This is a genomic window from Cryobacterium sp. M25 (assembly GCF_002929635.1).
GTDB classification, from domain to species: Bacteria; Actinomycetota; Actinomycetes; order Actinomycetales; family Microbacteriaceae; genus Cryobacterium; species Cryobacterium sandaracinum.
The window spans coordinates 1-15,899 of sequence record NZ_PJJU01000034.1; the positions used below are offsets into that span (position 1 = coordinate 1).

Below are 15,899 nucleotides of genomic sequence, written 5' to 3' on the forward strand. Positions count from 1 at the left end.
GAGTTGCCGCGGTTTTCGAGGTTTGCGTGGCCAGCCACGCGACATATGAATCGAAGTGGCGGGTGTGGCCGGCCTGATGCCTGGCCCATGGCACCACAGCCACGATCACACCGTGCTCCCGGCACGACACCCGCGGGGCATCCGCCTCCAAAAAGACCCGGGTCGAGCCGAAATCCAAGCCCCGCCACCGGCGGCGGCCTGCTCCGTCGTCGTAGCGCGGGCAGCGCTTCTGGCAGCTCCCGCACCGGTTCCGCATCGACCTGGTCAGTCGCACCGACGCAACAAAAACGCCCGCTACCAGGTCGAGATCAACGTCCTCGACCACTGTCTTGTCGACACCGAGCAAAGTCCGCCATATTGTTAGAGACCGCACGCCGTTTTCCCGCCTATAAAGTTTCTTNGAAATCAGCCCCAGACCCGCCGAAAACAGGCCTTTGAGACAATATCTCCGTCGAATTGGTTCAACGCCGGGCAGCCGGCGACGGATGCCCGCACGCGCCCGGTCGGGGAATCGCGCCCGATCAGGGAATCGCGCCCGCAATGATCTCGAGTTCGGATTTCGGCGTTTCGCGCTGGCTGGCGATGGCCGCGCCGGCCGCCACGCACACCACAAGGATGGCGATCTGCTGCTGCACCAGGAAGGTCTCCCCCAGTACCAGCGCGCCGAACAGCGCCGCGATCACGGGGCCGAAGCTGGTGATGATCGCGTAGAGGCGCGGGGTGATGCGGCGCAAGATGAAGGTGTCCAGCGTGTACGGGAACGCCGACGAGAGCACGCCGATGGCGAGCAGCAGCCCGATCACGCCCCAATTGAGGCTCGGCCAGTCGACCGTGAGCAGCGCGAACGGCACCAGCAAAGTCAGGCTGACGACGCTGGCCACGGAAATGCCCTCAAGCCCGGGGAAGGTCACGGCCACCTTGCGGGTCAGCAGAATGTAGGCCGCCCATGACGCCGCCGCGGTCAGGGCGAAGAGGATGCCGAGCAGATTGAGTGCCCCGTCAGACCAGGTGAGCAGGAACACCCCACCGGCCGCCGCCGTGGCGTAGACGAAGTCGAGCAGGCGGCGCGACGAGGCCAGCGCCAGAGCAAACGGACCGAGGAACTCGATCGTGGCCGCGATGCCGAGCCCGAGCAGGTCGACAGCCTCGTAGAAGGTGAGGTTCATCACCGCGAGCACGACACCGAGCGCCAGCGCCGGCCACAGCCGCCGCCAGCTGAGGCCGGCCAGTTTTGGCCGGTAAAAGGGCAGCACCGTGGCGGCCATCACCAGCTGTCGCACTGCGACGACGACGGGCGAGCCGACGAGCGGAATGGCCAGACCGGCGAGGGACGACCCGAAGTTGATGCTCACCTCTGTCACGACCTGGGCGCCGGCACCGGTCAGGCGGTCGCGCTCGGCCGTCACGGTTCTCCTCCCCTGCGCCGGGGCAGGCGCGTTTCGCTAACGCTAGCGGAACACCGAGCGCGCCACCGCCGTGACCTCCAGCGGCACCCCGGCCGGCAGCAGCACGGCCAGCACCGGCGGACGCCAATAGGCACTCAGTGAAACCGTGGCGCTTTGCCCGTCGACGGATGCCGCACCGCTCACCCTCAGTCCCTCCATCCGGCCATCCGGGGTGGCTGCGAGAAACTCTTCCACGGCCGTCCGCACTCCAGCAGACGACAGGGAGGGTCGCAGCTCCGCGCCCGAGCCGTCGACCGTGACGGCCATCGCGCCCAGGTCGAACGCTTCGGCCCCGGCGAGCGCAGCGCCGTCCGCGAGGGTCAGCAGGCGTTTGCGCTCCAGGTACAGAGAGGTCGCGGCCACGACGACGAGGATCAGCAGCAGGGCGAGGAAGCCGTAGAAGATCGTGAGGATGAGCGTCGATCCTTTCTCGCCTCCGGGCCGGATCGGCAGCCGGCGCCGCCACCGCGCCGCCCGCGATCCCGATGGCGTGCCCGCGAGCGCGGCCGCGCAGGCGACCGCTGAGCCTCCGCCGCCGCTCATCCGGCCCGCCAGAAGCGGGACACCGTCTGCGTGGCCTGGGCCTCCAGGGGAACACTGGCCGAGTCGCGCAGTGAGAGGAGGTCCGGCAGCAGCGGCAAGGCCACCCGGATGCGCACGGTGACCGTGACCGTGCTCTGCCGGGTCAGGCATCCGTTCACACCGGCCTCGCAGGCCACGTTTACCTCGGCACCCGCAGGGTCGATGCCGTAGTCCGTGAGCCCGAACTGCACGGCCCGCTCGGCGCGGGCGTTCGCCGCGGCCTCATCGGGCGCCTGGACGTAGACGCGTGCGGCCTGGCGGGCTGCTCCCTCCACGGCGAGGGCGCCGCCCTGCAGCGCCGCCATCGCCAGCACCAGGTAGACGAGCGGCGCCAGCAGGATCAGGCCGGCCGTGATGAACTCCAGCGAGGCCGAACCCTGCTCTCCGTTCGCCGACCACACACGCCAACGGCTGACTCGGCCCCCACTACCGCAGGGTCTCGACCGTCGCATGTCCGACCACCTCCAGCCCGCGATCGACGCCGAACAGGGCCAGCAGCGGCAGCGGCGCCACGACGCGCACCTGCACGCTCGGGAACCCGCCATAGTCCCCATAGCTGGCCTCCACATCGGTCGCATACGCGGGCCCGATCGACGTCGTGATCAGCTCGCGGGTGCGTGCCGCACCCTCACCCAGCCCGCTGTCGGCGAGCGCGGCGTACCGGGCTCCCTCGGCGGCGGCGTCAAGCACGGTGTTGCGCACGAGCAAGGTCAGCCCCAGCTGCATGACGCCGAGCGTCAGCGCGGTCAGCAGTGCGCCGACCATCACGAATTCGGCGGCCGCCGACCCCTCCTCACCACCGATCGATCGGGTTCGGTTCCCCCGCGTGCGCGTCACGGCCGGTCACATTCCGCTGACCCGGTCGATCGCCTGTTGGAACACGCCGCTCAACGCCGGACCGGCCAGACCCCAGATGATCATGACCAGCCCGGCCGTCATCAGAGTGATGAGCACCCATCCCGGAACGTCGCCTCGTTCATCGCCCCCGGCATCGCTCCACCGGTCGCGCACACGTCGCTGCAGTGTCTTCATGATTGACTCACTTTCTCTCGTGGGGACAGTGGTTCTCTCGTGCGGCAGTGGTTCAGTGGTTGAGTGGTTCAGAATCCGCTCTGCAGGATGAACAGGCCGGGGAAGATCGCGAACAGGATCGTCATGGGCAGAATCAGGAAAACGAGCGGCACGAGCATGGCCACCTCTTTCTTGCCGGCCACCTCGATCAATTCGCGTTTGGCCTCGTCGCGGGCATCCTGCGCCTGGGCGCGCAGCACCTCCGCGAGCGGGGTTCCCCGGTCGAGCGCACCCGTGACCTGATCGACCAGCCGGGTCACCGCAGGCAGCGCGATCCGGCGTGACAACGCGTGCAGGGCGGTGGCGAGCGGCACCCCGGTGCGCACATCCGCCACCACCCCCGCCAGCTCCCGCGACAATTCGCCCGTGCTCGTGCGCGAGACCCGGGCGAGCGCATCCAGGATGCCCTCCCCCGCCGACAGAGACAGCGTCATGAACTCGAGGACGGTCGGAAACTCGCTCTGCATGCGCGCGAGGCGGGCGGTGGCGGCGCGGCCGAGCATCCAATCGCGGGTCAGCGCGCCGCCCGCCGCGGCGACCACCGGCAGAACGACCTGCACCAGCACCGGCATCGACCGAAACGCCGGCAGGGCAACCACCGCACCTGCCCCGACGAAGAGTCCAGCGAGCGCCCACACCACCTGCTCCGATCGGAACTCGTCGGTGCCGCGGACCGACCCCGACTGCCGGAGCCGTCGGGCGATCGTCTCCGTGCCACCGAGAACGGCGCCGAACGCTCGTTTGAGGGCGCCGAACACGGGCGCGAACAGGGTGCCGAGCACCGGCAACGGATGCACCGTCGTGCGCCCCACGAATAGCCGCGCCTCCGCCGACACGTCGAGGATGTACGGCGCCAGCCTCTGCGCGAGGCGCGGCCGACTCAGCCGAGGCACCAAGCTAGCGAGCGACCAGAGCCCCACGCCCAACGCGGTGCCGCAGAACAGCGCCCAGGCCTGCGCGGCGCTCATTTGAACCACCGGCGTTCCTCTGGCAGCCGTCCCAGCGCCACCATCAGGCGGTAGGCAACCACGGAGACGCCGAGGCCGCCGACGATCACGACGACACCGGCGGAGGTGTTGTAGGCAACCGCCGCCTCCGGCCGGGAGGCCAGGAGCAGCAGCACGATCCAGGGCGCGGCCACGCCCAGCCGCGCCGCGTTGACGATCCAGGACTGGCGCGCCTCGACCTCCGAGCGGATGGCGGCATCCTGCCGGAGCCAGGCCGCGAGGCTGCGCAGCACGACCGTGAGGTCGCTGCCGCCTACCTCCCGGGCCATGCGCAGCGTCTCCAGGATGCGGTCGGCCACCGGGTCACCCAGGGAGACCTTGAGCCCGTCGACGGCGGAACCGAAGTTGCCGGTCGCTTGATATTCCCGGGCGAACTCGGCGAAGGCGGGCCGCGTCGACAGCGGGCCAGCCCCTGCCAGGCTGCCGACGCTGTCCGGCAGTGCCAGGCCCGACCGCACCGCTGACACCAGGTGGTCAACGACGTCGGGCCAGACGGCGCGGTTCGCCCGCCGCCGGGCGCGCACCCGCCAGACGACCATCAGCGTCGGCAGCGACAGCCCGGCGAGCGCGGTGACGATCGACAGGGCAGCGATGCCCAGGAGGGCCTGGCTCAGCGCCGACACCGCCAGCCCCAGCACCACCGAGAGGGCGACGAAGGCCGGCAGCGGCAGGCTGCCGAGTCCGGCCTGGGCGAGGTTCGCCCGCAGCCGTCCCGGCGTGCGGGACCGGGCCTTGCCCCTGGTGCGCGGCCAGAGGAACGGCGCGGCGACCAGGAGCAGCCCGGTGCCGAGCAGAGCCCCGAGTGCGAGCGTCATACGGCCCCGGCCCGCAGCACGATGGCCGGGTCGAGTCCGGCCGCGTGGAACTTGGCCAGCTTCGTCGGATACCCCCCGGTCGGCTCAAGGGCGCCCCGCTGGGCCAGGAAGATCGGGCTGGCCTCGATCATCGCCCCTGACAGTTGGCCGCTCGGCGCAAGGATCTCCGTCACCCGGCGCCGTCCGTGCCGGTCGATCTCGCAGTGCACGACGATGTCGATGCAGTCGGCCACGGTCGGCAGCACGAACGAGGAGTCGATGTTGCGGCCCGCCAGAAGCGGCAGCGTGGACAGTTTGCCGAGCGCATCCCGGGCACTGTTGGCATGGATCGAACACATGCCCGGCAGCCCGCTTTATGCTTTAGGGCTATGAGCGTATCCAGTCCGCCGAGGGCAGCCCTTTACTGCCGCATATCTGAGAAGAAGAAGAAAAAAGAGGGGGAAGACGAAGCACATGACTCGGTAGCTGTGCAGGAGAAGAGGCTTCGGAAGCTCGCAAAGACAGAGGGCTACTTCGTGCAGGAAGTCTTTGTTGATGATGGTGTCTCGGCATACTCGGGAGCCGTCCGCAAAGAGTGGCTGCGTCTCCTGAAGGACATGAAGGCAAAGAAGTTCGATGTCATCCTTGCGGTCGCTGAAGACCGTCTGGCACGAAACTCATTCGAGTTGACCGGCCTCCAGCGTGACTGCATTTCGGCGGGAGTGACTTGGCAGACCATCGCTTCGGGAAAGGTCGATCCCAGCACAGCGGAGGGTGGCCTCATGTCCACCATTACCGGAGCCGTCGCCCAGTACGAATCCAGCATAAAAAAAGAACGCCTAAGAGCACGCTTTGAGGATGAAATCTCACAAGGGAATGCACTTTGGGGCACGAGGCCATTTGGCTACACCTCAGCCAGGGAAGGCGCGCTGATCCCAGAAGAGCAAACGATGATCGTCGCAGCTTACGAGACCATCCTCACCGGTGGCACCCTCTACGAGATTGCCAAGCGGTGGAACGTCGCCGGGGTCAAGACCACCCGAGGGAACGAATGGAGCTACCAGACGGTCAGACAGCTCCTCCTGCGCCCACGGAACGCTGGTCTGGTCGTACGCGATGGCGCGATCCAAGAGGGCATCACAGGGCGGTGGGAGCCTCTCGTGAGCCGAGAGACGTTGTCGGACACTACGTCAATCCTGACGGCCTCCAGCAGGCGCACAGCCCCGGGGCGAAAGGCCAGCTACCTTTGCTCGGGCCTCGTCAGGTGCGGGGTATGCGGGAGTCCCATGAGGTCTCATACGGTAAAGGTTGACGGGATAATCACGCCGCACTATCGATGCGCCTCGAAGCTCCGAGTATCCACGGATCCGACGCGACACACTGCGGTGAGAGTCGAGCAGCTCGATGCCCTCGTGCGGAATGCCATTGTCAGCGCTTTCCTATTTGGCACGGGCAACTTGGTGCCTAGCGCTAAGGGTATCGACATGACGCCGCTTCACAAGGCACAGGCACTCGTCCGGGCGTCACGCGATGAGTTCAAGACTCTGATTCGTCTGGGCGCGCTCACTGCTGCTGAGGTAGCCAAGGACCTTCTGGAGTTGAACAAAAATGAGGACATAATAATCGGCCAACTGCAAGCGGCAGCACAGGAATCTGCTCATGCAGCGATGATGGTGGACTTAAGGCAGGCTCTAGTAAGCGGTCCTGTGCACATGGCTGCCACTTGGGCCGCGAAAGACCAACTTGCGGAAAAATTCGACACCCTTCCACTCGGCCAGCAGCGCGAGCTTGTGGCATCCCTCCTAGACATCACTGTCAACAAGGGGCGAAAAGCGGAGCGAATTGAGATAATCCACAAGGTAGTTCTCAGCTTGAACGCCCCAGAGGAACCTTGGCTCGATGCGTAAAACTGCTACTCTCGCGTTTCCCAGCCGGAGGGATGAAACGCCCCCGGGCGTCCCCGACTAGGCTCATCGCTGCGCGACCTTAGGCGGTTTTCGTGAGCCTAGTCGGGGACCAATTGATTACATCAAAAGTCCTGGTCAGGCGGCGTGTACGAAAAACTCATTGACTCACAAATGGGACGTTAACGCAAAAATGAGAGCGTTTCCGCCCTCATGTTTGCCACCATTAGGTGATAAATCTGCGTTGGGCAATGCAACTCGACCTAGGCCTGATGCATCGCGTAGTTCCTCCGCTTACAAGATGTAGCTTACATATGTGGTTGTCACATGACAACCCCGGTTGTGAGCAAGTCTTGAGGAAGCGGTCCAACGTGACGAATCCAAGCGCCAGCGAAGGTCGTGCCACGGTGGTGTCCCCTGGAACAGTGGCGTTGATGCTCTCTGGGTCGAGAGCCGGATCCCCCAAACCCGCAGAAAAGGCTCCGACCGAAGATGAGCCCGCAGGGCACCTGACTAAGGTCTATCAGTCGCTGCCCGCAGAGAGACTCACTCCCTACTTCGAAGAATGCGGCCAAAATCTCGACAGAACGCTAGGCCTGTACGCCTGGAACACATTAGCGTCCGGAGCTATTTACGAGTGCCTGAGCCACTTCGAAATATCGATTCGGAATGCCCTCGATGCAGTACTCAAGAGCCGGCACGCCTACCACCACCGAGCTGGAGACTGGCTGGATAATCGACATTCAGAATTCAGTGAAAATGCATCGACCACACTTGCCAATGCCCGCTTCGATGCAAAGAGCAAGCTCAAAGGCGAGGGTTCACCACCACGAGGGGCCATCATCGCTGAGCTGAGCTTTGGGTTTTGGCGACGATTGTTGGACGAGAGGTACGAGCGCCACTGGGGTACTGCGGTCATGAGATTCTTCCCAGAGCTGAAGCGCGCCCGGGCAAGCGATATGAAAACTATCAGAGACCTCGTCGAGCCCATTTACTCCCTGCGCAATCGAGTAGCTCACCACGAGCCGATATGGAAAATCAGCATCACGAATCGTGAGGCGGACATGCTTCGCATCATCAAGTTAATCGATGCGGACACCGCCGTATGGGTCGCCGCGAGGTCCCGAGTCCTCGCGGTAGTTGCGAGCAGGGACACAGGGTTAGGACCGGGCTACGACCGCACTGCCTGACCAACTCCCAAGTCAGCTAGCTGGATGCCTTCAAGTATCGGTACACAGTCGGCACGGACACTTTGAGGAGGTTCGCTATGTCAGCGACCTTCTCGCCTTTGTCGTAGTGAGCCTGAGCGGTCTTCGCGGCTAAGCCGTCCAGTGCACGAGGGCGTCCCCCCACACGGCCCTGCGCCTTCGCTGATGCCAGTCCGGCACGCGTGCGGTCCTGAATGAATCCGCGCTCCATCTCCGCGAAGATTGCGAGCATCCCCAGCATGGCGCGCCCAGTCGGAGTGGTCGTGTCGAGTCCGTCGCTGATGCTCCGAACGTATATGCCGCGTTCCACGAGTTCGGCCAAGAGCGTGATGACATGACCCGAGTTCCTACCGAGCCGGTCAAGCTTGTAGATCACCAAGGTGTCCCCCGGCTCGATGTCCTCAAGCATGCGGTCGAGTCTGGGACGGGAGGTCTTCGATCCGGAGACGCCCCGGTCAGTGTAAATGTCCCGCCTGGCGACCCCGGCCTTGGCGAGGTCATCGAGCTGGAGCTGTTCATCCTGCCCGGTGGTCGAGATTCGGGCGTAGCCGATGAGTCGGCCCCTCGTCGCACTCGTCGCTGTCTTCATGAACTCAAATTATCATTACTCGTGTATCCATAGCAAGGATCCTCACCATGTTCCGGAGGCGAGTTTTGAGAATTAAAAAGTCGGCGTGTTGCGCGTTCATAGGCTGGGTCCATCATTCTCAACTATTGATCGTTATTGAGACGCACCGCGTCGACCGGGAGTCAGTAGCAGTGCTCCACGAGCCATTCGAGTGTGCCGCCCTACCACCGATACGCTGAGACCACGGGGGCCGCTGTGTCCAGAGCTGTTTCAACCGCTTCACAAGGGTCGTCGCCGCGCCGCTTGGAATGACGGTGCTCCGACCTCGGTCGCGGCTAGTCTCTCTAGGAGAAACTTCATTTGGGGGAACCATGGATTTTGCAGAGCTGCTGGCGGCATTGGCCTTGAAAGTGCGCAATCAGCGCGGTGCGATTCAAACCGAGGAAGCGACGAAGAACGCATTTATCATGCCGTTCATCTCAACAATCCTGGGCTACGACGTTTTCAACCCGCTTGAGGTCGTTCCTGAGTTCACCGCAGATGTCGGCGTGAAGCGCGGCGAGAAGGTCGACTACGCCATCATGCGTGACGGCGAGGTGCAGATTCTCATCGAGTGCAAGAAGTCATCCGAGCCACTCAAGATCGAACATGCGTCCCAGCTTTTCCGCTACTTCGCGGTGACGAATGCCCGTATCGCGGTTCTTACCAATGGGGAAACGTACCAGTTCTACACCGACCTCGACGCCACCAATCGCATGGATGAGAAGCCGTTCCTCGTTCTGGACCTGCTGGACATTGACGAGACGCTCATCCCCGAGCTACGGAAACTCACCAAGGATGTTTTCGACCTCGATTCCATCATCAGCTCCGCCGAAGAACTGAAATACATCGGCCAGATCAAACGCACCATCGCTACCCAGTTCACGGAGCCACAAGACGAATGGATTCGCTTCTTCACGGCCCGAGTTTATGAGGGAGCGTTCACACAGAAGGTCCGCGAACAGTTCACTTCACTAGTGACCAAGGCCACGAAACAGTACCTGAACGATCAGGTGAACGCGAGGCTGAAAACAGCCCTCGGTGGGTCGAACTTCTCACCTTCGGACGCGGCTGCCGAGACGATGAGCAGCATCCCGGTAGCTCAAGAGGACCTGGACCGCGATACGGAAATCATGACCACCCTGGATGAGCTTGAGGGATACCAGATCGTGAAAGCCATTGCGTGCAGTGAGGTCAAGCCCCAGCGCGTCATGCATCGTGACGCGAAGTCGTACTTTGCAATTCTGCTTGACGACAACAACCGAAAGCCGATCGCTCGCTTGCACTTCAATAGCAAGAAGCAGAAGTACATCGGGATTTTCGACGGCGACAAGGTGGAGACGCGCCATCCGATCGATTCACTCGATGAGATATACATGCATGCAAGTGCGATCCGGGACACCGTAAGAATTCACCAGGGCTAGCCGAGTAAGGCGGCGTCAACAGCCGACGCAAGTCTGTCTTTCCTGAACCGATGGGTGCGGATCACTGCCCGCACCCCTCAGCCGATGAGGCCCTTGATCACCCTGATCTACCTCTGGGAAGCCATCATCGTCAGTGAGAGGTGGGCGGCTCGTTGAGCTGCCGTTCAGGCACCACGTAAGGAATTTGATGATTGAATTTGGGCGCACAGTTCTGAAGTACGCCGTGTCCGCCGTCGCGGTCGGTGCTGTCGTATGGATATTCGTCTCACTGCCAGTGTCCTTGAAAGCCCCACTTGCGGGTGCGGTCGCACTCCTTCTGGTGCCAGTCGTCACGTATTTCACGACTCACGCTCTGGATCTGGGACGCTCCCGAGAGAGTGCCATTCGGATCCAAAAGAACCAGATCTACGACGACCTCATGGCGGGGATGCTCGATATGCTCGGAATGGGGCCGACCGGGACCAAATACACCCCCGAGCAGATACAAGTCCTCTTCGCGGATGCGACCCCGAGGCTTATGACCTACGGGTCACGGTCGGTCATTCTGGCTTGGAATGCCTTCCGTCAGGAGACTGCAAAGGCTGGGCGCTCCAACCAATCAATCTTGTTCGCATTCGAGGACCTCCTGATGGCTCTTCGAAGCGACCTCGGGCACGCGGGTCGACGGCACCAACGGGGCGAGATTTTGGGAATGTTCGTCACCGACATCGCATCGCTCCTACCCGCCACTAAGCCATCACGGCACACAGGATGGAAGCTTCTCTTTGGTCGAACGAGCCGATAGAATTCGAGGCGTCTGGGACATTTAGATGTCCAATGGACCGCGTCAGGGAATCGAGTTGGCGTCGGGATTCAATGCCCCATTCTCCAGACCCGGCCCTCCCTGCCACCCATGGATCGGCGGCGGGAAATTTCATCTTCGTATGCGGCCAGCCAGGCGATGGCCTGTCTCCGTCGATGGTGGCGAAGAGCCTGCGGAATCAGGAATGGGAAAAGCACCGCGACGAAGAGCAGAGCCAAGAGTGCACCCCCGACCAGTGACACCCACCAAGGCAATCCTTCCAAGCTGACCGCCTTGGCAGGCGCGAAGATGAGGGCTGAGAACCCCAGTAGTAGACCCGCGACTGCATACTCAATGCTCGTGGTGTCATCACCCGAACGGATGCGCAGCTCGGCCAACACTTGGAGCTGCGTCCTGTAGGTAGCGTCTCCGAATGCTCTGACCTTCGCCGGAGAAATGTCGAGGTCCTTGTGAAGGTGAGCTGAAGACTCGGCGGACGGTTTCGATCCCATGTTGAAAGGGTAGTCAATACCCACAGATGGATATTGCCTTGCCTAGCGCTTGTCCGCCGTCGCGGGATCCCCAGCCGTTCGAGAAATAGAGAAGGCACGCCCGGAGTGTTATCCGAACGTGCCTCCTTGTGCCGCTGCCACCCCGTGGGGAGTTTCTGATGCAGCGTCACGCCCGGGGACCAACAGGGGAGAATCCTTTGACGCCCGGAAGACTGTATTCAATCCGCTTATTGCTGGTGTTCCAGCTCCTGCAGGAGGGCGGTGGAGAAGGTGTCCAGTGTCATGACGACGTACGCCTCACCAGTGCCCCTTCCGGGTCGGCACCAGACAACCGCGCTCTTCAGCTTGTTGTCTCGCCCTGCGTCCAACTGCGCCTCGTCCAGGGCACCCGACAGGTCCCTTTTCATCTCGTTACGCGTGTTGATGAGCCAACCGGGGATGCCCTGTACGTCTCCAGATTCCAGCTCGTGCCGCAGGGCCTCTGAGAGGCGTTTGAACTCTGGCTTGCGAATGACCGGGAGACCGTCTGCTTGGAGGATGAGCGTCACGAGTTCCCGGAATCTCAGTGAACGAGTCTTGTTGTTCGTCATCGGTCCGCTTTGTACGTAGCCAGCTGCGTGCTGGTGGTCTTGCGCCCGAATGTGGCGCGCACGCGCTGGAGCGCCACTGCGCGCTTGGCACCATCCTGAATGGCGTATGCGATCTTCAGGTGTTCGTCACGGGCTGCATCCTCCTCTGGAGTGCCTGGAGTCCACCGGGTCAGGCTTTCGGGCGCTACCCCGGGCTTGAACATCTCACGGCCCCAACGCGCCTTCTGGGCCTGCATGTCGTGCATGAGGTCGAGCCATGAAGTCCCCAGCCGGTCCCGGGCTGCTTCGAGAAGGGCGTCAGTGATTGTGACCGTCTGGCCTCTGAAGCTCACCTGCGCGGCTCCGGACAAGTTGGGGTCCGTCGTGAAGGTCAGCCCTGACTCCGTGAAGTGGAACTGGTCTCCCGGCTTCAATGCAGTGGTGGTCATTTTGTTACCTCTTTCATTTCTGGATTTGTGCCTGCGGCGACAGCCGCATGGTGTTGAAGTGCATCGGCGGTTTGAGGGTCCCCGAGGAGCCGGAGCCGTGTAGCCACCGCAGTGCCAATGGCTGGGTTGCGCGTGGCGGCCTGTCCTACTGCGCGGGCCAGCAGCTCTCCGGCCTTGAGCTGGTCAATGAGTTCAAGATCGTCAATCCCGAACCGACCAAGCAGCACAGTCAGCGCACGCAGCTCTGCGTCCCCTGCACGGAGGGAATTCTGTGTGTGCCCAGCTTCAAGGGCCGCTCTGCGAGCGTGGAGGGCGTCATTGGCCACGTCAGCGAGCCGCTGGACCATATCTGACGTACTGAGGCCCTGTGAGCCCCTGAGGGCTAGTCGCACCTCTTGGGCTAGATGGCTGCGGATGTGTCGGTAGATGGAATCCACGCTCACGCCAAATTGCTGCGAAACCCGCGTTATGCCCAAGCCGGATGCGAGTCCTGCTTCGATGCCTTCGCGCGCGCCACTGCACACCATGCATGGACGCCCCGGTTTGTTCTTCATGATTAGTACTATCGACCCCGCGAAAAAATACGTTCAGCACAGTCTGATTTGTGCCGCGGGAGGGCTCCCCAGTGCTCGCGTAGGGATTACAGAAGCTACACAGTGAGAAGAACGCGTTCCCATGCCACGAGCTGCGCCCTTCTACGCCGAGCGCCCTGGAGCATTTCCAGCGATGCCCAGCGGCACTTGGCACGTTTGGCCGTTCTGGTTCTGTCGTCCTGGACTAGGAGGACCCGGAGGAACTCAGCAGAAGTACGCGGATGCTTAGCCAGCAATGCGCGCACACGTCGCGCAAGCTCCCTGCGGAGTCCTGCGACCGTGGAGGTTGAACACCCCAACGCTGCAGCCTGCGCGGCCTTCGAGAGGGCCTCTAAGCCCCTAAGGAGGCGAACGGTGAAGCTGGGCCGTCTACGACTCCTACGTCCGCCACGGGCCGCTCTGGCGAGGTACTCCGGTTCGTAGTGCTCGGCGACGAAGGCTGCGGCTTTGCCGGCTAGGACTCCAGCTTCCCTGGCATCGATAGTCCATTGGTCTTTCCGCTCGTCGTAGTCGGCCCAGGCAGCATTCCTGACAAGCAGGTCCTCGAACCGACCCGTCATCTCGCCAACGTCCAGTGAAGGTGCTTTCCCGGCTCGATTCAGATCGAGCAGGCGTCTGTATTCAGATCTGATAAGCCATCTGATGAGCCTGCCGCCGTAATTACGGGCATATTTGCCTCTGTTCCGGTAATCCGGCAGAGGGATGGGGTAAGCGAAGGAAGAAGTCACAGGAGTGTCCAGACTCGATAGCTGCACTCCCACCGCTGAGCGGTGTCCCTACCGGCCTGACCCGGATAAGAGCGCAGAGGCTCTCAAGTGATGATTCGATCCTGTCAGTGCGAAGGGGCGCAATTGCTCGTAATCACCGAATATCCCAAATGAAGTTCGTTTTGGGATGGTGAATCATGGGTTCATACCCCAATAGCAGGGACAGTTAGTTGTTTTGTATAGGTGATGTCCGGAGAAAACAGAACACCCCCGATGGCAGGCATCAGGGGTGTTCAAGCGCTTTGGTCTGGACGAACTCAGCGTCTCAAGCCTAGCCGAATTGCATACTGAATATGCATTAAGTCCCGTGTGATTCGAATATAGCCCTATACAAATTGCGGTAGCCCGCTGTTCAGGGCGATGAGCAGGTCGAGACTCTCGGCTTCGCGCACCTCGCCGACGATCAGCCGGTCGGGGCGCATCCGCAGCGACTCCTTGATCAGGCGGCGCAGGGTGATCTCCCCGGTTCCCTCGAGGCTCGGCTGGCGGCACTGCATCGCCACGACGTCGCGCGCGGCCAGGTCGAGTTCGAACGTCTCCTCCACCGTCACGATGCGCTCGTTCTTGCGCGTGGCCGAGAGCAGGGCGTTGAGCATGGTGGTCTTGCCGGTCTGGGTGGCACCGGAGACGAGGATGTTCTGCCCGGCCAGCACGCACATGCGCAGAAACTCGGACGATTGCTGCGTGAGCGACCCGAGCCCGACCAGCTGGTTCAGGTCGCGGATGCGCCGGGTGAACTTGCGAATATTGACCGCCCAGTGCTGGCGCGTGATATCCGGGATGACCACGTGTAACCGCGACCCGTCGGGCAGAGAGGCATCGACGAACGGGGAGGAGAGGTCGACGCGGCGGCCGGAGGCCTGCAGCATCCGCTCGACCAGGTCGCGCACCTCCCGCGCGGTGAGCACCATGGGGGTCAGCTCGGGCACCCCGTCGCGGGCCACGAACACCCGGCTGGGCGCGTTGATCCAGATTTCCTCGATGCCGGGATCGTCGAGGAACGGTTGCAGCGCCCCGAACCCGGTCAGTGAGGCCACGAGCTCGCGCGCCGCCTGGCGCTCGTCGGCGATCAGCGGCAGGGAGTTGCCGAGCGCCCGCTCGGCGTAGCGCTGCACCTCGTCGCGCACGTACTGCTCGGCGAGCCCGGAGTTCGACGCCAGGTCGACGCCGTCGCGACGCACCCGAGTGCGAACCTGCTCGGTGATGATGCGCACGGCTTCGCTCATTCCTGCATGATCGCCCATCCCTCGCCGACCACGCCCGACTTATCCACAGCCACGCGCCCGGAGACGTGCAGATCTGGCCGACCCGTGCGGCGATGCGACAGTGCGGTGGCCCCAGTGCCCGGTCCAGAGAGGTGGCCAACGCTCACGGGCGGGGCTCTCCCTCGAAGTACACTGGAAGCGCACTTCGCGGGAGTGGTGAAATTGGCAGACACGCAGGATTTAGGTTCCTGTGCTTTCGAGCGTGGGGGTTCAAGTCCCCTCTCCCGCACATGAGTCACATCTCGGCCCTGGACGGCCAATTGAACGAACTGCTGGAGAGTACCAGCGTCGTTCTGTTCTACCTGCTCGTTTGGGCCCTGGTCTTCGCCGGAACGGCGGTGTTCCTCGGGGTCTTCATCCCGTTCATCACCGGCGACTCCCTGCTTTTCGGCTCCGGCCTGGTGGCTGCATCCACGCCGAGCCTGAGCATCGCCGTTCTGGCCGTCGGAACCGGCATCGCCGCGTTCCTGGGGGACCAGGTCGGTTTCCTGCTCGGGCGCCACTTCGGCCGCTCCTACCTGGACCGCCACGGCGGCCGCCACACCCGCACGGCCATCGCCAAGACGGAGACCTTCTACCGCAAGTACGGCTGGTGGTCAGTGGTCGTCGCCCGGTTCATGCCATGGGGCCGCGTCTTCGTGCCCGTGATCGCCGGCGTCGGCCGCATGAACTACTACACGTTCCTGACCAGCAATCTGGTCGGAGCCCTGGCCTGGGGCGTGGGTCTTACCCTGACCGGCTACTACGCGGCCGCCATCCCCGGCGTGAAGAGCACCGCCTATGTCATCGCCGGGGTCTTCATCACCGCCTCAATCGTCTTCGGCATGCGCACCCTGCTGATGGATCGCGCCCAGAACCGGCTGGATGCCCGCAGCGCGCTCCTCGACGACCCGACAGTGGTCCAGGCCCCCTGACCTACTG

General features: G+C 63.1%; 20 protein-coding genes, 1 tRNA gene and 1 pseudogene. 7 read left to right on the forward strand and 15 right to left on the reverse strand.

The annotated features are described in order from the left end of the window. From CXY81_RS02580 to CXY81_RS02620, 9 genes are all read right to left on the reverse strand, one after another. Positions 1-373, reverse strand: a 373-nt coding sequence (locus CXY81_RS02580) for a transposase family protein (protein ID WP_233193936.1), incomplete at its 3' end; no start/stop codon positions are given. Between the two features lie 148 nt (positions 374-521). After that, positions 522-1,406 (reverse strand): DMT family transporter, encoded by an 885-nt coding sequence (locus CXY81_RS02585; protein ID WP_104193868.1) that lies wholly within the window; start codon positions 1,404-1,406, stop codon positions 522-524. A 42-nt stretch (positions 1,407-1,448) separates the two neighbouring features. Continuing rightward, positions 1,449-1,988 (reverse strand): pilus assembly protein TadG-related protein, encoded by a 540-nt coding sequence (locus CXY81_RS02590; RefSeq protein WP_104171588.1) that lies wholly within the window; start codon positions 1,986-1,988, stop codon positions 1,449-1,451. Further along, positions 1,985-2,428 carry a hypothetical protein gene (locus CXY81_RS02595; protein WP_104171587.1) on the reverse strand — a complete coding sequence of 148 codons (444 nt, stop codon included), beginning with the start codon at positions 2,426-2,428 and terminating at the stop codon, positions 1,985-1,987. Before CXY81_RS02595 ends, CXY81_RS02590 begins: the two co-directional genes overlap by 4 nt. Before the next feature lie 25 nt (positions 2,429-2,453). Then, positions 2,454-2,864: a TadE family protein gene (locus CXY81_RS02600; RefSeq protein ID WP_233193937.1), complete on the reverse strand. Its 411-nt coding sequence runs from the start codon at positions 2,862-2,864 to the stop codon at positions 2,454-2,456. A 6-nt stretch (positions 2,865-2,870) separates the two neighbouring features. Next, positions 2,871-3,059 carry a hypothetical protein gene (locus CXY81_RS02605; RefSeq protein ID WP_104100207.1) on the reverse strand — a complete coding sequence of 63 codons (189 nt, stop codon included), beginning with the start codon at positions 3,057-3,059 and terminating at the stop codon, positions 2,871-2,873. A 68-nt stretch (positions 3,060-3,127) separates the two neighbouring features. Then, positions 3,128-4,066, reverse strand: a complete 939-nt coding sequence (locus CXY81_RS02610; RefSeq protein WP_104171586.1) for a type II secretion system F family protein — start codon at positions 4,064-4,066, stop codon at positions 3,128-3,130. Next, positions 4,063-4,920 carry a type II secretion system F family protein gene (locus CXY81_RS02615; RefSeq protein WP_104100209.1) on the reverse strand — a complete coding sequence of 286 codons (858 nt, stop codon included), beginning with the start codon at positions 4,918-4,920 and terminating at the stop codon, positions 4,063-4,065. The genes CXY81_RS02610 and CXY81_RS02615 overlap by 4 nt, the downstream gene beginning before the upstream one ends. Further along, complete coding sequence (locus tag CXY81_RS02620; RefSeq protein WP_146067592.1) at positions 4,917-5,258, reverse strand: hypothetical protein; 342 nt, start codon at positions 5,256-5,258, stop codon at positions 4,917-4,919. The genes CXY81_RS02615 and CXY81_RS02620 overlap by 4 nt, the downstream gene beginning before the upstream one ends. 30 nt (positions 5,259-5,288) lie before the next feature. Here CXY81_RS02620 and CXY81_RS02625 point away from each other — a divergent pair, with 30 nt between their 5' ends. Both CXY81_RS02625 and CXY81_RS02630 read left to right on the forward strand, forming a co-directional pair. Then, entirely contained in the window at positions 5,289-6,806 is a 1,518-nt protein-coding gene (locus tag CXY81_RS02625; RefSeq protein ID WP_158251983.1) for a recombinase family protein, read from the forward strand. Positions 6,807-7,237: 431 nt separating this feature from the next. Further along, the gene (locus CXY81_RS02630) at positions 7,238-7,993 is read left to right on the forward strand and encodes an Abi family protein (RefSeq protein WP_233193943.1); all 756 of its coding nucleotides are present in this window, start codon (positions 7,238-7,240) and stop codon (positions 7,991-7,993) included. 16 nt (positions 7,994-8,009) lie between these two features. Here CXY81_RS02630 and CXY81_RS02635 read toward each other — a convergent pair whose 3' ends face one another. Beyond that, positions 8,010-8,600, reverse strand: a complete 591-nt coding sequence (locus CXY81_RS02635) for a recombinase family protein (protein WP_104193872.1) — start codon at positions 8,598-8,600, stop codon at positions 8,010-8,012. Positions 8,601-8,950: 350 nt separating this feature from the next. Between CXY81_RS02635 and CXY81_RS02640 the strand changes: the two genes are divergently transcribed. Both CXY81_RS02640 and CXY81_RS02645 read left to right on the forward strand, forming a co-directional pair. Further along, a complete protein-coding gene (locus tag CXY81_RS02640; RefSeq protein ID WP_104193873.1) occupies positions 8,951-10,042 on the forward strand; it encodes a type I restriction endonuclease in 1,092 nt (363 codons plus the stop codon). 187 nt (positions 10,043-10,229) lie between these two features. Next, complete coding sequence (locus tag CXY81_RS02645) at positions 10,230-10,826, forward strand: hypothetical protein (protein ID WP_104193874.1); 597 nt, start codon at positions 10,230-10,232, stop codon at positions 10,824-10,826. 68 nt (positions 10,827-10,894) lie between these two features. Here the strand turns inward: CXY81_RS02645 and CXY81_RS02650 are convergent, their stop codons facing one another. The 3 genes from CXY81_RS02650 to CXY81_RS02660 form a co-directional block, all read right to left on the reverse strand. Continuing rightward, positions 10,895-11,359 (reverse strand): hypothetical protein, encoded by a 465-nt coding sequence (locus CXY81_RS02650; RefSeq protein ID WP_104193875.1) that lies wholly within the window; start codon positions 11,357-11,359, stop codon positions 10,895-10,897. A gap of 203 nt (positions 11,360-11,562) precedes the next feature. Then, a complete protein-coding gene (locus CXY81_RS02655; RefSeq protein WP_146067593.1) occupies positions 11,563-11,925 on the reverse strand; it encodes a hypothetical protein in 363 nt (120 codons plus the stop codon). After that, positions 11,922-12,353, reverse strand: coding sequence for a hypothetical protein (locus tag CXY81_RS02660; RefSeq protein ID WP_104193877.1), 432 nt, complete (start codon positions 12,351-12,353; stop codon positions 11,922-11,924). Before CXY81_RS02660 ends, CXY81_RS02655 begins: the two co-directional genes overlap by 4 nt. Here CXY81_RS02660 and CXY81_RS02665 point away from each other — a divergent pair. Next, entirely contained in the window at positions 12,338-12,706 is a 369-nt protein-coding gene (locus CXY81_RS02665) for a hypothetical protein (RefSeq protein ID WP_146067594.1), read from the forward strand. The genes CXY81_RS02660 and CXY81_RS02665 overlap by 16 nt on opposite strands. A 296-nt stretch (positions 12,707-13,002) precedes the next feature. On the opposite strand, the gene CXY81_RS02670 is transcribed toward CXY81_RS02665, so the two are convergent. Continuing rightward, a complete protein-coding gene (locus CXY81_RS02670) occupies positions 13,003-13,674 on the reverse strand; it encodes a hypothetical protein (RefSeq protein ID WP_146067595.1) in 672 nt (223 codons plus the stop codon). Positions 13,675-14,051: 377 nt separating this feature from the next. Then, a pseudogene (locus CXY81_RS02675) lies at positions 14,052-14,939 on the reverse strand (CpaF family protein); the annotation flags it as partial. 186 nt (positions 14,940-15,125) lie between these two features. Between CXY81_RS02675 and CXY81_RS02680 the strand changes: the two are divergent. After that, positions 15,126-15,207, forward strand: a tRNA-Leu gene (locus CXY81_RS02680). Position 15,208: 1 nt separating this feature from the next. Then, positions 15,209-15,892 carry a DedA family protein gene (locus tag CXY81_RS02685; RefSeq protein WP_104193881.1) on the forward strand — a complete coding sequence of 228 codons (684 nt, stop codon included), beginning with the start codon at positions 15,209-15,211 and terminating at the stop codon, positions 15,890-15,892. Positions 15,893-15,899 lie beyond the last annotated feature (7 nt).

Excerpts from the sequence above, each read along its gene's own strand:
- CXY81_RS02640 (WP_104193873.1), top strand. The coding sequence starts at position 8,951 with ATGGATTTTGCAGAGCTGCTGGCGGCATTGGCCTTGAAAGTGCGCAAT.
- CXY81_RS02630 (WP_233193943.1), top strand. The coding sequence starts at position 7,238 with ATGCTCTCTGGGTCGAGAGCCGGATCCCCCAAACCCGCAGAAAAGGCT.
- CXY81_RS02685 (WP_104193881.1), top strand. The coding sequence starts at position 15,209 with ATGAGTCACATCTCGGCCCTGGACGGCCAATTGAACGAACTGCTGGAG.
- CXY81_RS02665 (WP_146067594.1), top strand. The coding sequence starts at position 12,338 with ATGCAGTGGTGGTCATTTTGTTACCTCTTTCATTTCTGGATTTGTGCC.
- CXY81_RS02590 (WP_104171588.1), bottom strand. The coding sequence starts at position 1,988 with ATGAGCGGCGGCGGAGGCTCAGCGGTCGCCTGCGCGGCCGCGCTCGCG.
- CXY81_RS02605 (WP_104100207.1), bottom strand. The coding sequence starts at position 3,059 with ATGAAGACACTGCAGCGACGTGTGCGCGACCGGTGGAGCGATGCCGGG.
- CXY81_RS02610 (WP_104171586.1), bottom strand. The coding sequence starts at position 4,066 with ATGAGCGCCGCGCAGGCCTGGGCGCTGTTCTGCGGCACCGCGTTGGGC.
- CXY81_RS02645 (WP_104193874.1), top strand. The coding sequence starts at position 10,230 with ATGATTGAATTTGGGCGCACAGTTCTGAAGTACGCCGTGTCCGCCGTC.
- CXY81_RS02615 (WP_104100209.1), bottom strand. The coding sequence starts at position 4,920 with ATGACGCTCGCACTCGGGGCTCTGCTCGGCACCGGGCTGCTCCTGGTC.
- CXY81_RS02620 (WP_146067592.1), bottom strand. The coding sequence starts at position 5,258 with ATGTGTTCGATCCATGCCAACAGTGCCCGGGATGCGCTCGGCAAACTG.
- CXY81_RS02635 (WP_104193872.1), bottom strand. The coding sequence starts at position 8,600 with ATGAAGACAGCGACGAGTGCGACGAGGGGCCGACTCATCGGCTACGCC.
- CXY81_RS02655 (WP_146067593.1), bottom strand. The coding sequence starts at position 11,925 with ATGACGAACAACAAGACTCGTTCACTGAGATTCCGGGAACTCGTGACG.
- CXY81_RS02625 (WP_158251983.1), top strand. The coding sequence starts at position 5,289 with ATGAGCGTATCCAGTCCGCCGAGGGCAGCCCTTTACTGCCGCATATCT.
- CXY81_RS02660 (WP_104193877.1), bottom strand. The coding sequence starts at position 12,353 with ATGACCACCACTGCATTGAAGCCGGGAGACCAGTTCCACTTCACGGAG.